Annotated in this window: 12 protein-coding genes and 1 pseudogene; 7 read left to right on the top strand and 6 right to left on the bottom strand. The window is 59.6% G+C overall.

Translation table 11 applies throughout. The features are described 5' to 3' along the window. Complete coding sequence (locus tag CFBP6623_RS17675) at window positions 1–1,254, top strand: dihydrolipoamide acetyltransferase family protein (RefSeq protein WP_046801909.1); 1,254 nt, start codon at window positions 1–3, stop codon at window positions 1,252–1,254. 208 nt (window positions 1,255–1,462) lie between these two features. Further along, window positions 1,463–2,980, top strand: coding sequence for a 2,3-bisphosphoglycerate-independent phosphoglycerate mutase (gene gpmI, locus CFBP6623_RS17665; protein ID WP_046801910.1), 1,518 nt, complete (start codon window positions 1,463–1,465; stop codon window positions 2,978–2,980). Window positions 2,981–3,060: 80 nt separating this feature from the next. Here the strand turns inward: gpmI and CFBP6623_RS17660 are convergent, their stop codons facing one another. Genes CFBP6623_RS17660 through blh form a run of 4 tightly spaced genes read right to left on the bottom strand, consistent with a single transcriptional unit; the run spans window position 3,061 to window position 5,541 of the window. Further along, window positions 3,061–3,498, bottom strand: a complete 438-nt coding sequence (locus CFBP6623_RS17660) for a YeeE/YedE family protein (protein ID WP_046801911.1) — start codon at window positions 3,496–3,498, stop codon at window positions 3,061–3,063. Next, entirely contained in the window at window positions 3,495–3,902 is a 408-nt protein-coding gene (locus tag CFBP6623_RS17655; RefSeq protein ID WP_046801912.1) for a YeeE/YedE family protein, read from the bottom strand. The genes CFBP6623_RS17660 and CFBP6623_RS17655 overlap by 4 nt, the downstream gene beginning before the upstream one ends. Beyond that, a complete protein-coding gene (gene bigR, locus CFBP6623_RS17650) occupies window positions 3,899–4,252 on the bottom strand; it encodes a sulfite-sensing transcriptional repressor BigR (protein WP_046801913.1) in 354 nt (117 codons plus the stop codon). Before bigR ends, CFBP6623_RS17655 begins: the two co-directional genes overlap by 4 nt. Beyond that, window positions 4,246–5,541 (bottom strand): bifunctional sulfur transferase/dioxygenase Blh, encoded by a 1,296-nt coding sequence (blh, locus tag CFBP6623_RS17645; protein ID WP_080842816.1) that lies wholly within the window; start codon window positions 5,539–5,541, stop codon window positions 4,246–4,248. The genes bigR and blh overlap by 7 nt, the downstream gene beginning before the upstream one ends. Before the next feature lie 260 nt (window positions 5,542–5,801). On the opposite strand from blh, the gene CFBP6623_RS17640 reads away from it, so the two are divergent. Then, a complete protein-coding gene (locus CFBP6623_RS17640; RefSeq protein ID WP_046801915.1) occupies window positions 5,802–6,533 on the top strand; it encodes a FadR/GntR family transcriptional regulator in 732 nt (243 codons plus the stop codon). 26 nt (window positions 6,534–6,559) lie between these two features. Here CFBP6623_RS17640 and CFBP6623_RS17635 read toward each other — a convergent pair. Then, a pseudogene (locus CFBP6623_RS17635) lies at window positions 6,560–7,224 on the bottom strand (LysE family translocator). 318 nt (window positions 7,225–7,542) lie between these two features. Between CFBP6623_RS17635 and CFBP6623_RS17630 the strand changes: the two are divergent. The 4 genes from CFBP6623_RS17630 to CFBP6623_RS17615 are packed head-to-tail and all read left to right on the top strand — an operon-like array spanning window position 7,543 to window position 11,051. Next, on the top strand, window positions 7,543–8,565 hold the full coding sequence (locus CFBP6623_RS17630; RefSeq protein ID WP_046801475.1) for an ABC transporter permease: 1,023 nt from the start codon (window positions 7,543–7,545) through the stop codon (window positions 8,563–8,565). Beyond that, window positions 8,565–9,452: an ABC transporter permease gene (locus CFBP6623_RS17625; protein ID WP_046801474.1), complete on the top strand. Its 888-nt coding sequence runs from the start codon at window positions 8,565–8,567 to the stop codon at window positions 9,450–9,452. Before CFBP6623_RS17630 ends, CFBP6623_RS17625 begins: the two co-directional genes overlap by 1 nt. A 4-nt stretch (window positions 9,453–9,456) precedes the next feature. Then, on the top strand, window positions 9,457–10,293 hold the full coding sequence (locus CFBP6623_RS17620; protein WP_046801473.1) for an ABC transporter ATP-binding protein: 837 nt from the start codon (window positions 9,457–9,459) through the stop codon (window positions 10,291–10,293). Next, on the top strand, window positions 10,293–11,051 hold the full coding sequence (locus CFBP6623_RS17615; RefSeq protein WP_046801472.1) for an ABC transporter ATP-binding protein: 759 nt from the start codon (window positions 10,293–10,295) through the stop codon (window positions 11,049–11,051). The genes CFBP6623_RS17620 and CFBP6623_RS17615 overlap by 1 nt, the downstream gene beginning before the upstream one ends. Window positions 11,052–11,459: 408 nt before the next feature. Here the strand turns inward: CFBP6623_RS17615 and CFBP6623_RS17610 are convergent, their stop codons facing one another. Further along, a complete protein-coding gene (locus CFBP6623_RS17610; protein WP_046801471.1) occupies window positions 11,460–13,058 on the bottom strand; it encodes an ABC transporter substrate-binding protein in 1,599 nt (532 codons plus the stop codon). Between the last annotated feature and the right edge of the window lie 77 nt (window positions 13,059–13,135).

The raw sequence follows: 13,135 nt of genomic DNA, 5'->3' as shown, positions 1-13,135 counted from the left end.
ATGGCGGAATATACCATTACGATGCCCGATGTCGGCGAAGGCGTTGCTGAAGCCGAACTGGTGGAATGGAACGTCAAGCCGGGCGATCCGGTACATGAGGACATGGTGCTGGCCGCTGTGATGACCGACAAGGCAACGGTTGAAATCCCGTCGCCGGTGGCGGGCATCGTCACCTGGCTGGCCGTGACGGTCGGAAACACCGTGCCGGTGAAAGCACCGCTCGTCCGCATCGAAACCGATGTCTCTGCCGACGCCCCCGAGCTCAACGCGCCGGAAGCCGAAGCGCCCGCGGATATGACGGAAGCACCGCCACCCGTTGAAACCCAGCCGGCTGTCCGCCAGGCCGAGGATGCGTCGCCGCCCCTTCCAGTCGAACCGCATCACAAACCGCTGGCGTCTCCTGCCGTTCGCCAGCGCGCCGACGATCTCGATATTGATCTCACAAAGGTCAAGGGAACCGGGCCGGACGGGCATATCACCCATGCCGATCTGGATGGGTTCTTAACCGTGCGGGGACGGCCGGAACGCCCCGAGCCGGCAGCGGCCCACGATAGCGCCGTCGAGGAAGTGAAAGTGACGGGGCTGCGGCGCAAGATTGCCGAGAAGATGGTGCTCTCCGCCTCCCGTATTCCGCATATCACCTACGTCGAGGAAATCGACGTGACGGATTTGGAAGATTTGCGCGCGACCATGAACGGCAATCGCCGTTCCGGACAGCCGAAACTGACGATCCTGCCGTTTCTGATGCGCGCTCTGGTGAAAGCCGTGGCCGATCATCCCGGCATGAATGCCACTTTTGATGACGAGGTTGGTGTCATCAGCCACTACGAAGCCGTCCATATCGGCATTGCCACGCAGACACCGTCCGGCCTCACCGTTCCGGTCGTGCGCCACACCGAAACGCTCGGCCTTTGGGAATGCGCAGACGAAGTCGCACGCGTTGCCGAAGCAGCCCGCACTGGCACCGCGCATCGGGAAGAACTGATGGGCTCCACCATCACCATCAGTTCACTCGGAGCATTGGGCGGCGTGGTTTCGACGCCTATCATCAACCATCCGGAGGTGGCGATCATCGGCGTCAACAAGATCATGACGCGTCCGGTCTGGGATGGCACGCGCTTCGTGCCCCGCAAGATGATGAACCTGTCATCCAGCTTTGATCACCGGGTGGTCGATGGCTGGGATGCGGCCGTCTTCATCCAGGCGATCAAGGCGCTCCTGGAAAAGCCGGCTCTGATATTCATCGACGGCTGAGGTTTCATCCAAAGCTTTTTTCCGTGAAGCGATCCGGCTTCACGGAACTGTTTCGGTGTCGGTATAGGCTTGCGTTCGTGATCTTCGGGTATAGAAGAGAAGAACGAGAAGCATGTTTTCTCATCATGATCATAGTGGCGGACGAGGGCGCTCCGGTGCCCGGCGATCCGCTGTCCGCCGGCAACCGAATGAAGAAGAAGGTCCTCCCATGCGCACTCCCAAACCCGTTGTCCTGACTATTCTCGATGGCTGGGGGCTGAGCGAGGATAAATCCAGCAACGCACCGGTGCTGGCGAACACGCCCACCATGGACCGGCTTTTCGCCACCTGCCCGAATGCGACGCTGACCACTTTCGGACCGAATGTCGGCCTGCCCACCGGCCAGATGGGTAATTCCGAAGTCGGCCACACCAATATCGGCGCCGGCCGTATCGTTGCGATGGATCTCGGGCAGATCGATCTGGCGATCGAGGATGGCAGCTTTTTCCGCAATGCGGCGATGCTTGATTTCGCCGCCACGGTAAAGGCGGCGGGCGGCGTGGCGCATCTGATGTGCGTCGTTTCCGATGGCGGCGTCCATGGCCATATCCTGCACGGCCAGGCGGCGGTGAAGCTGATGATCAGCCACGGTCTGAAAGTCGTCGTGCACGCCATCACCGATGGCCGCGATGTCGCGCCGCAATCGGCGGAGGATTTTGTGGCGGCGCTCGTCGCGAGCCTGCCGCAAGGTGCCAGCATCGGCACCGTGATCGGCCGCTATTATGCGATGGATCGCGATAATCGCTGGGAGCGCGTTGAAAAGGCCTATGACGCCATGGTTCTCGGCAAGGGCGAACATGCGTCGGATGCGGTAAGCGCGGTCGCTCAGAGCTACAAGAACAATGTGACAGATGAATTCATCCTGCCGACGGTGATCAATGGTTATGAGGGCTTCAAGGCCGGCGATGGGTTGTTCTGCCTGAATTTTCGTGCCGACCGTGCCCGTGAAATCCTGCTTGCCATCGGTGCGGATGATTTTGATGGCTTTGCGCGCGAAAAGCCCGTGCTTTCGGCATTGCTTGGTATGGTGGAATATTCCACCCGCCACGCGGCTTTCATGACGACGGCCTATCCGAAGCGCGATATCGCCAATACGCTGGGCGCATGGGTGGCAAAACAGGGGCTCACGCAGTTCCGTCTTGCTGAAACCGAAAAATATCCGCATGTCACCTTCTTCCTGAATGGTGGCAAGGAAGAGCCGGAGGTGGGCGAAGACCGCTTCATGCCGAAATCCCCCAAGGTCGCGACGTATGATCTGCAGCCAGAAATGAGCGCGCCGGAAGTGACGGAGAAATTCGTCGAGGCGATCGGTAAGGGCTACGATCTCATCGTCACCAATTACGCCAATCCTGACATGGTTGGTCATACCGGTGATCTGCAGGCTGCGATCAAGGCCTGCGAAGCCGTGGATCGCGGGCTTGCTGCCGTCGTTGCCGCTCTCGAAAAAGTCGGTGGCGCCATGCTGGTAATCGCCGACCACGGCAATTGCGAAACCATGGTCGACCCAGTGACCGGCGGCCCGCACACGGCGCATACCATCAATCCGGTGCCGGTGATCCTGTTTGGCGGTCCGCAAGGCGCAAAGCTGCATGACGGCATTCTCGCCGATGTTGCGCCCACTTTGCTGCAATTGATGAACGTGCAGCTGCCCCCGGAAATGACGGGAAAGAGCCTGATCGACCTGTAATCGAAGGTCCTTGCGCGGGTGCTTTACCACCCGCGCAGCCCATTTTTACTATGCCTGGGTATGAACGTTGGCCGGTTGCGTTATGGCTCTTTTGCCACGAGGCGATCATGCGCCAACATGCCTGCAATCATGGCGCAGACGAAAAGAATGACCGGCAGAAGCCCAAGAGTAAAAGCCGACAGTGCCGGGCCGGGGCAAAAACCGGCAAGCCCCCAACCGATGCCGAAAATGGCCGAACCAAGGATAAGGGGCCGGTCGATGCGGGTTTTTGCCGGAAGGCTGAAGTCTTCGGCAAGAACCGGTCTGCCAATAAAACGGCTGAGCAGGACACCCGGCACGGCGACCGAGACTGCACCGCCAAGAACAAACATCAGGCTCGGGTCCCAATGGCCGCTCGCCAGATCGAGAAAACCTGAAACGCGGGCCGGATCGACCATGCCGGAGAGCGACAGACCGAAACCGAACAGTGCTCCTGCAACCAATGCCAGCATAACACGCGCCATGGCTTGATTTTTCATGACAGTGCTCCCGCGATCGTTGCCGCGAGAATGCCGGTGATCAGGAAGGTTGCGGTTGCGGCGATGGAGCGCCGGGAAAATCGTGCCAGCCCCATGATGCCGTGGCCGGAGGTGCAGCCGGAGCCCATGCGCGTGCCGAAACCCACAAGCAGGCCGGCAATGATGATCAGCGGCCATGGGGCGATTATGGTTATCGTGGGAAGCCGGCCAAATGCGGCCGCATAAAGATAGGGCCCGGCCAGCAGGCCAGCCACGAAAGCCAGATCGGTGAGACGCCGCTCCCTGCCGAGCATCTTGCCCATGATACCGCTGATGCCGGCGATGCGGCCGTTGAATAAAAACAGGAGGATGCTTGCAAGACCGAGAAGCATGCCGCCGAAAAGCGAGGGCCAATAGGGGCTCACGGGGTCGCCTCCGGTGCACAGAATATGGCGTAGAGAGCTTCGATAAGCTGGGCCGCTTTCGTCTCGCTCATCCGGTAGAAAATCTGCTTGGCTTCGCGCCGGGTTTCGACGACACCTGCTTCCCGCAGCACGCCGAGCTGCTGGGAAAGTGTGGGTTGGTGAATATCAAGCTTCGTCTCCAGTTCGCCGACTGAAAATTCGGCCTGGGCCAGCGTACAGGCGAGCATCAGCCGGGCGGGATGGGCGAGTGTTTTTAAAAGCAGCGCAACTTCGACGGCGCGTTCCTCCATGGCGGGCAGGGGGATTTCGGTGATGCGCCGAGCCTGTTGCAAGTTATTGTCCTTCACCATGTGCTGCCCTCCAGCACATCGAGCGGGAATTTGAGGTAACGTTTACCATTGGCCTCCGGCTCCGGCAGGCGGCCACCGCGGATATTGACCTGCAGCGCATGCAAAATGAGCTTGGGCATAGGCAAGGTGCGATCCCGAGCTTCGCGCAGGCGGATGAAGCCTTCTTCCGTCATGTCGGCCAGATGCGGATTGTTGCGTTTCTGTTCTCCGACCGTGCTTTCCCATTTCGGCGCGCGGCCGCCGGGCTGGTAGTCATGGCCGGTGAAAAGCCGTGTTTCGTCAGGAAGGACGAGGATATCCTGAATGGAAGCCCAAAGCTCCTTGGCGCTGCCGCCTGGAAAATCGGCTCGGGCGGTGCCGGAATCCGGCATGAAAACCGTATCATGCACGAAGGCGGCGTCGCCCACCACATAGGTGACGGAAGCCAGCGTGTGTCCGGGCGAAAACAGCACGCGGGCCTCCAGCGAACCGATGTTGAACCTGTCACCCGCTTCAAACAGCCGGTCCCATTGCGAGCCATCGGTCTCAAGTTCGGGCCAGTTGTATTTCGCCTGCCAGAGTTTCTGTACGCCGGTAACTTTTGCGCCGATGGCGGTCTGCGCGCCGGTTTTCTGTTTCAGATAATGGGCGGCGGAAAAATGGTCGGCATGCGGATGGGTATCGAGAATCCATTCTACCGACAGGCCCTTGTTTTCGACGTAGGCCAGAATGGCATCGGCATTCATCGTGCCCGTCGCGCCGGATTTCTCATCAAAATCATAGACGGGGTCGATAATGGCGCAGCGTCCGGTCGCTGGGTCCGAAACGACATATTGCAGGCTGGATGTACGCGGATCGAAGAAAGCCTTGACGTGTTGCGCCGCCAAAGACCGCCGCTCCAGCCAGCGAACCGCACCGGACAGGTCAAAACCATGCGTCCTGCCGAAAGCCTCGATTTCGCTTTGCTGCATACGCGCGTCAAGCGCTTCTCCGAGCACGTAGAGCGTCAATGCGCGGGTGCCGCCTTTGCAATGGGCAAAAACAGGGCCGTTGGCCGCGGCCATCGCCTGTTGGAAGGCGCGAATATCGGCCTCGGTCATGGTCGGCCCGGTGACCGGAATGAAATTATAAGTCAGACCTGCCGTACCGGCGGCGCTTTTTTCCCGCATGTTGCCCGGCTGGCCGACATCTTCGCCATCCGGTCGGGCGTTAATGATGCTTTTATATCCTTGAGCGGAGAGCGAAGGGAAATCGGCGATCTCCGGCTGGCCGGCTACGGTCAGGCGCTCATTGATCTTCACGGCGCTCATCAGCATCTCCTGTTGTTCTAAATTAATATACGTTATTATATAATGTATATTGTTTCCATGCAAGAGCTGGAAATTTCTTTTCGAGTGACTGGATTGATTTGACATCCTTCGTGACAGGGCATTCTGGCTGGTGCAAGGCATCGCCCAAGATGGATGACCGCGAGGAGCAGGCAAGGCAGCCAATCGTCAAGGCGCCCGGCCCTTGCAATGTTGCGGACGTTTGCTAACATGCCAGACAGGTTAAAAACAGGTGGGCTGGAATGGACGTTGAGAGCAGCACGAAGCAGGGGGTATCGCTCGCGGCGAAAATCAGTTCGGCGCTGAGGCGGGATTTGTCGGAGGGCGTGTTCCGTCCCGGTGACCGTCTTCCGAGCGAGAGCGCCCTGACGCGTGAATATTCCGTAAGCCGTACCGTGGTGCGCGAAGCCATCGCCATTCTGCGCGCCGATGGTCTCGTTGAAGCCCGCAAGGGCGCGGGCGTTTTTGCCGTGGAGACGAAACCAGCCAAGGAACTGCCCTTCAACGATCTGGCTATCGGGCGGATTTCTTCGGTGATCGAATTGCTGGAATTGCGCACGGTTTTCGAGGTTGAATCTGCCGGCCTTGCGGCATCGCGCCGTTCCGCCGTGCAGGTGGAGGCGATTGTCGATGCGCATCGGCGGATTGGGGACTGCCTGGCCGCCGGGCTGCCGACAAGGGATGCCGATTTCGAATTCCATCTGGCAATTGCGCAGGCAACGCAGAACCGGCGTTTTCCGGAGTTCCTTCAACTCATTCGTTCCGGCATCATTCCGCGTGGCGAATTGCAGGGCGCGGCACCCGGCGCACGTCCGAAGGACTATAATCTCCATCTGCAGGAGGAACATGCCAGGATCGTCGACGCCATCATAGAAAGCGATGCGGATGCCGCGCGCCAATATATGGCGGCGCATCTGCGCGGCAGTCTGGAACGTTACAAGGTGCTTCTGCGCTCCCGTACGGCGGCGGAGTAAGCGGGAAACATAGTTAGCTCAATGGCTTACGTGCTTACCCGGCGATAAAGCGCCAGAGAGGCGGCAAGCGTCAACAGCGCGCCGCCGCAAATCCGGTCGAGCCACAGGGCGCCAGATTTGCGCAACATTCTGACGGCCTATGCGCCCAGCAGGGCATATCCGAACATCACGATGAAATCGATGGCGGCAAAGACCAGCGCAAGCACCGCATATTGCGGGATTTGCGGCGCTAAAGGGTTGATGAACTGCAGCAGGAAAGCAGAAAAGGACAGATAGCCCTTGGGGTTGGTCGCCGCGACCAGAGTGCTTTGAGGAAGATCGAGCGCGCGGATGTTGCCCTGTTCCTATCTGCCGGTTGCAGCGCGCCGTCGAGCTTGCTTCTGGAGCGAAGCAGCATGAAGCCGAGAAAGACAAGATAACAGACGCCCACCCATTTAACGACGTTGAACCAGAATTCCGAGGCAGCGAGCAGGGCTCCCAGCCCCAGCCCCAGCCCCAGCCCCAGCCCCAGCCCCAGTGCAACCGCACCGATTAGAACGAAATCGGAGAGAATGGCGCGGGCCATGCCGGTCAAAGCGCACTGAATTCCGAATTTCGAGCCATCCGAGAGTGCCAGCAGAACAGTCTGACCGGGCGTAGCGATACCGACGAAAGCGACCATGGCAAATGCCAGAAGCGTCATATCGGCCATCTCTTGCTCTCCGTCGGAAGCCCTCGATGTTGTCGGTAGTGTCGTGGAACTGCACCCGCGCCGGCATATTTTCGAAGCGGAAGAACACCGGCTTTTGCGGTTGCAGCAACGCAGGCGGTTCATTTTCCCGCGAAGTAGAAACGCCGGTAACCGCAGGGTGAAATTTCCACCGGGAGAAATTTTTTGGAGCCTTTGGCACTATCGATTTTGCCGACCCGTGCTTGACAGTTTTCGACACCTGTGACAACTTGCGAATAGTTGTCAGACAGGATTGCGCTATCATCCTTGCGCCGGTCGGTTTCTGGCAAGGGAGGAATCATGTCAAAAAGACGCCTTTCGCTTTATGGCCTGTCCGGCCAGATCGGAAGTATTGCCGTTACGCTGCTTGGATTGCTGTTGCTGACCTTCTTTATCGGCCGACTGATGCCTGCCGATCCGGTGCGGGCGATCGTCGGCGAGGATGCAACCCGTGAGACCTATGAACAGGTGTATCATGCGCTCGGCTTCGACCGTCCGCTCTGGCAGCAGTTCATCTATTATCTCGGCGATGTGTTCACCGGCGATTTCGGCACCTCGATCCGCACCGGCCGTCCGGTCATCGAGGACATCATACGCGTCATGCCGGCGACGATGGAGCTTGCGACCTTTGCGATCCTGATCGGTGCCGGCCTCGGCATTCCCATGGGGGTTTATGCCGCCGTCAAGAAAGACCGCTGGCAGGACCATCTTGTGCGGGTTCTCAGCCTGTTCGGCCATTCCATGCCAATTTTCTGGACGGGCATGATCGCGCTGATCGTTTTTTATGCCCATCTCGGCCTTGTCGGCGGCGGCGGTCGCATGGACCAGTTCTATATCGGTCTGGTGGAGGAACGGACGGGCTTTCTTCTGATCGACAGCCTGCTTGCGGGCGATATGGAAGTCTTCTGGTCGGCCATCAACCACCTCATCCTTCCCGCCGCCTTGCTGGGCTATTCTTCGTCCGCCTATATTACCCGAATGACACGCAGCTTCATGCTGGATCAGCTGGGGCAGGAATATGTAACGACAGCCCGCGTCAAAGGCCTGTCGCAGCGGCAGACGGTGTGGCTGCATGCTTTTGGCAATATCCGCGTGCAGCTGGTCACCATCATTGCCCTTGCTTACGGCTCGCTGCTGGAAGGCGCGGTGCTGATCGAGACCGTCTTCGCCTGGCCGGGTTTCGGGCAATATCTCACCAGCAATCTTATCATCGGCGACATGAATGCCGTGATGACCTGCGTTCTGATCGTCGGTGTCATCTTCATCGGGCTCAATCTCCTGTCCGACATTCTCTATCGCTTTTTCGATCCGAGGACCCGCTGATGACGGCTCGTGCAGAAACTTCCTCTCGTCTTCCGGTGCCGTTGAACGCGCTGAAGAACATCATCCTCTTCCTGCTGAAAAGCCCGACATCGGCCTTCGGCCTGTTGATCTTGCTGCTTCTCGTCATTTCGGCGATTTTCGCGCCCTGGCTCGCGACGCACGATCCTTACGTGCAGGATCTCGCCAACACGCTGCAGCCACCCGGCAATGGCCATGTCTTCGGTACGGATGAGCTGGGGCGAGATATTTACAGCCGCCTGCTCTGGGGCGCGCGCATTACGCTCACCATCATCACGCTGGTGTCGATCATCGTCGGCCCGGTCGGTCTTCTGGTCGGCACGGCATCCGGTTATCTCGGCGGCAAGTTCGATACGGTGATGATGCGCATCACTGATATTTTCCTGTCCTTCCCCAGCCTCATCCTGTCGCTCGCCTTCGTCGCAGCACTCGGGCCGAGCCTCAACAATGCGATCATCGCCATTGCGCTCACCTCGTGGCCGCCGATTGCGCGCCTTGCCCGTGCCGAAGCCATGACCTTCCGCAAGGCGGATTACATTGCCGCCGCGCGGCTTCAGGGCGCCTCGCCACTGCGCATCATCGTCAAGTCGATCATGCCCATGTGCCTGCCCTCGGTCCTCATCCGCCTGACGCTGAATATGGCGACCGTCATTCTCACCGCCGCCGGCCTCGGCTTTCTCGGGCTCGGCGCGCAGCCGCCGCTGCCGGAATGGGGGGCGATGATCGCTACGGGGCGACGTTACATGCTGGATAGCTGGTGGCTGGTTACTTTCCCCGGTGTTGCGATCCTCTCCGTCAGCCTCGCCTTCAATCTTTTAGGCGACGGCCTGCGGGATGCGCTTGATCCCAAGCAGATGAACCGGAGATAAGACCATGGAAAAACCAATCCTTGACGTCGAAAATCTCCGCATTCGTTACGGCGGCTCGCCCACCGAGGCGGTGCGCGGCATCTCCTTCACCCTTGGCCGGGAGCGGCTGGGCATCGTCGGCGAAAGCGGCTCGGGCAAATCCACCGTTGGCCGTGCCCTTCTGCGCCTCCTGCCATCAGCGACGATCACCGCCGACAGGCTGGATTTCGAGGGTCTCGATCTTCTCGCGCTGAGTGAAAAAGAGATGCTGAAGGTTCGTGGGCGACGCATGTCGATGATCCTTCAGGATCCGAAATTCTCCCTTAACCCCATCCGCCGGGTCGGCGAACAGGTGACGGAAACCTATCTTCGCCACTTCAAGGCGTCGAAGTCAGAGGCTCGGGAAAAGGCGCTGGCCATGCTCGATGCGGTGAAAATCCGCGATGCCGCCCGTGTCTATGAGCAATATCCGCACGAGATCTCAGGCGGCATGGGCCAGCGCGTCATGATCGCCATGATGCTGCTTGCCGATCCCGATCTCGTCATTGCCGACGAGCCGACCTCAGCGCTTGACGTGACGGTGCGGTTGCAGGTGCTGAATATTCTCGACGGTCTGGTGCGGGATCGCGGCATTGGCCTGATCATGATCAGCCATGACCTCAATCTCGTGCGCAATTTCTGCGACCGGGTTCTCATCATGTATGCCGGCCGCGTGGTGGAAACGCTTGCCGCGCGCGATCTCGATCAGGCGCAACATCCCTATACGCGCGGCCTGTTGGCGGCGCAGCCGCGTATCGGCGGCTCGCGCTCACCCCTCGCGGTGCTGGATCGCCGTCCCGAATGGCTGGAGGAGAACGTATAATGGCCGTTTCCGTTGAAACCCGCGATCTCTCCATCACCTTCGGCAGCGGCCATACGGCACTGAAAGTGCTGCCTTCGGTATCCTTCCGTGTCGAGCCGGGCGAATGTTTCGGGCTGGTCGGCGAAAGCGGTTCGGGCAAGTCCACCGTGCTGCGCTGCGTGTCGATGCTGAATGATTTCTGGAGCGGGGAAATCCTCATCAATGGCCGGTCGGTGCGTGACATGCCGCTGATCGAACGATGCCGCACCCTGCAGATGGTGTTTCAGGATCCCTATGGTTCGCTGCATCCCCGCCAGTCGGTGCGCACCGTGCTTTCGGAATCGCTTGCGATCCACAAGCTCGGTGACCGTGAAGAGCGCATGCGCAAGGTCATCACCGATGTCGGTCTGCCCGTCTCCTTTCTCGACCGATTTCCGCACCAGCTTTCCGGCGGCCAGCGGCAGCGCGTGGCGATTGCCCGGGCGCTGATCCTCGAACCGTCGCTGCTCCTGCTTGATGAGCCGACGTCTGCGCTCGATGTCTCGGTGCAGGCGGAAATCCTCAACCTCCTCCAGCGCCTGCGGGAAGAGCGCGGCTTCACCTATATCATGGTGACCCACGATCTCGCCGTGGTCGATCATATGTGCGACCGCTTTGCGGTGATGCTGCGCGGCGAAATTACCGAAATCCTGCCGCGCGAGGCTATCGCCGGCAATGGTGCGACGCATCCCTATGCGCGCGAGCTGATCGGCGCCTCGCTGGAATATGAAGGCGCGTGACGGCTCCAAGAACGTGACCGTCCTCCTCCGGGGCATCACGATAATAACATCCTCCTTCCTTGCCCGGCCTCCCTGCCGGGCATTTTTTTGGGGATGGCTTGAGAGGAGCAGGCCGGCAACTGCACCATCGGGTATTGACGTAATGATGAAGCAGGAACGGGCGATGTTTTGCTGGGCTCCCTCCAACCGTCATACCGGCCTTGAGCCGGTATCCAGCCAGCCCAAGTCCTTGGGCTGAAAGGCCTCTTTCCGCCGTGCAGACGCACGTCGGCTGGATTCCGGCTCAAGGCCGGAATGACGGAAGCGATATGTTTTCGCCAGTCGGAGCCGCTCTGTGCAGTCTTGCCGCCAACAAAAAAGGCGCGGGGTAAGCCGCGCCTTTTCCTGAGTAACCGCTGTGTCGGCGAATTACCGCTCCTTGCTCACCTCTTCAAACCGCGAAAGCCAGGGGCTGACGATCATGCCCTTGACGTCACTGCGGAAGGCGGCGGTGTCGATGACTTCCGAGAAGGGCTGAATGGACATGACGATCTCGTCCATATAGCCCTGCAGGTCCTGATAAAGCTTCGTCTGCTTCGCCACGTCACGCTCGACCAGCGCTGTCTCGATCATCTTGTTCAGCTTCTCATCGAAGAAGCTGGTGCGCCAGCTCTGATAATTGGTGAGCTTGGCGTCGTCGGCATTGTTCGGATTATACGCGATGGAGCGCAGATTGTTGTCGGGATGTGGCTGCTGGCCGCCACCGCCGCGGCCGAGCAGCAGTTCGAAATTCCGCTCGCGCATCGCGCCGTAGATCTGGTCGCCGGAGCCGCTGATCAACTCGGCCTGAATGCCGGCCTGGGCCAGCGTGTTCTGGATCGCCGTTGCCGCCTTCATGAAGGGGTCTTCGGAAAGCACGCGAAGCGTCGTCTTGAAACCGTTGGGGTAACCGGCTTCGGCCAGAAGCGCCTTGGCTTTTGCGATGTCGAGCTTGTAGCCCTGGTCCGGCAGCGCGCCCATGACGCCGGTGCTGAGCGAGCGCTGATGCAGCTTGCCGTAATAGGGCATGACCGCCTTGTCGAGACCGTCGTAATCGATCAGGTAACGCAGGGCCTCGCGCACCTTCTTGTTGGCGAATTTCTCATCCTTCATCGAAACGCTGAGGTAATAAAAACCGGAGCCGGGTGTGGATTCGATGGTGACGGTCTTGTCGGCCTCAAGCGATTTCAGGTCCGGGGCCTGCAGGGAATAGGCAACGTCGATATCGCCTTTTTCCAGCATCAGCCGTTGCGATTGCGATTCCGGCAGATGACGCATCAGGATGCGCTTCATCTTGGCCTTTTCGCCCCAATAATCGTCATTGCGGGTGAGGATGATATATTCGTTGGATTTCCACTGGGTCAGCTTGAAGGGGCCGGAGCCGGCGGAATTCAGCGTCAGCCATGCGCCGCCCAGATCGCCGTCCTTTTCATTCTCAAGCGCCGTCTTGCTGTCGATGATCGAGCCGGGGCCGTTCTGTGCAAGGATCATCAGCAGAAGGTTGGGGTCGTCGGGCTTCGGGATATTCAGCACGAAGGTCTGGTCGTTTTCGGCGACGAAGAGCTTGTCGGCTTCCTCGAGCTTGAAACCGCGGGTTTTCAGGAAGGATGATTGCGCCAGGTTGCGGGCGAGCAGCCGCTTCAGGCTCCAGGCCACGTCCTTTGCCGTCACCGCATTGCCGGACGCGAATTTGGCATCGCCGCGCAGGTGGAAGCGGATCGATTTCCGGTCTTCGGCAATTTCCCAGCGTTCGGCAAGGCGGGGCTGAACACTGCGATCCTTAGGAGAAAGCACGACCAACGTGTCATAGACGTTGTTCAAGACCTGCACCGTTTCGCGGCCGGTAATGGCGGCGGGATCGAGGGTCAGGATATTGCTCATGGTCGTGGCGACGATGAGCTGGTCCTTCGGCGTTTCGGCAAAGGCGCTGAGCGGCATGGCGCCGATCAGCAATGCGCCAAGTGCTGCGGTTGCAAGAAAATGTTTCATCTTTCCTCCCAATACGGCCGATTCATACGGCCTTTCCACGTTTTGATCCACACGCCCGGTTCCTCCTCGGGCGTCGC

This window comes from Agrobacterium tumefaciens (assembly GCF_005221385.1).
Lineage (GTDB): Bacteria > Pseudomonadota > Alphaproteobacteria > Rhizobiales > Rhizobiaceae > Agrobacterium > Agrobacterium tomkonis.
This window is presented reverse-complemented; position numbering and strand designations above follow the sequence as displayed.

What these genes read in the sequence shown, in the direction of transcription:
- CFBP6623_RS17675 (WP_046801909.1), top strand. Translation starts at nt 1, where the DNA reads ATGGCGGAATATACCATTACGATGCCCGATGTCGGCGAAGGCGTTGCT.
- gpmI (WP_046801910.1), top strand. Translation starts at nt 1,463, where the DNA reads ATGCGCACTCCCAAACCCGTTGTCCTGACTATTCTCGATGGCTGGGGG.
- CFBP6623_RS17660 (WP_046801911.1), bottom strand. Translation starts at nt 3,498, where the DNA reads ATGAAAAATCAAGCCATGGCGCGTGTTATGCTGGCATTGGTTGCAGGA.
- bigR (WP_046801913.1), bottom strand. Translation starts at nt 4,252, where the DNA reads ATGGTGAAGGACAATAACTTGCAACAGGCTCGGCGCATCACCGAAATC.
- blh (WP_080842816.1), bottom strand. Translation starts at nt 5,541, where the DNA reads ATGAGCGCCGTGAAGATCAATGAGCGCCTGACCGTAGCCGGCCAGCCG.
- CFBP6623_RS17640 (WP_046801915.1), top strand. Translation starts at nt 5,802, where the DNA reads ATGGACGTTGAGAGCAGCACGAAGCAGGGGGTATCGCTCGCGGCGAAA.
- CFBP6623_RS17630 (WP_046801475.1), top strand. Translation starts at nt 7,543, where the DNA reads ATGTCAAAAAGACGCCTTTCGCTTTATGGCCTGTCCGGCCAGATCGGA.
- CFBP6623_RS17625 (WP_046801474.1), top strand. Translation starts at nt 8,565, where the DNA reads ATGACGGCTCGTGCAGAAACTTCCTCTCGTCTTCCGGTGCCGTTGAAC.
- CFBP6623_RS17620 (WP_046801473.1), top strand. Translation starts at nt 9,457, where the DNA reads ATGGAAAAACCAATCCTTGACGTCGAAAATCTCCGCATTCGTTACGGC.
- CFBP6623_RS17615 (WP_046801472.1), top strand. Translation starts at nt 10,293, where the DNA reads ATGGCCGTTTCCGTTGAAACCCGCGATCTCTCCATCACCTTCGGCAGC.
- CFBP6623_RS17610 (WP_046801471.1), bottom strand. Translation starts at nt 13,058, where the DNA reads ATGAAACATTTTCTTGCAACCGCAGCACTTGGCGCATTGCTGATCGGC.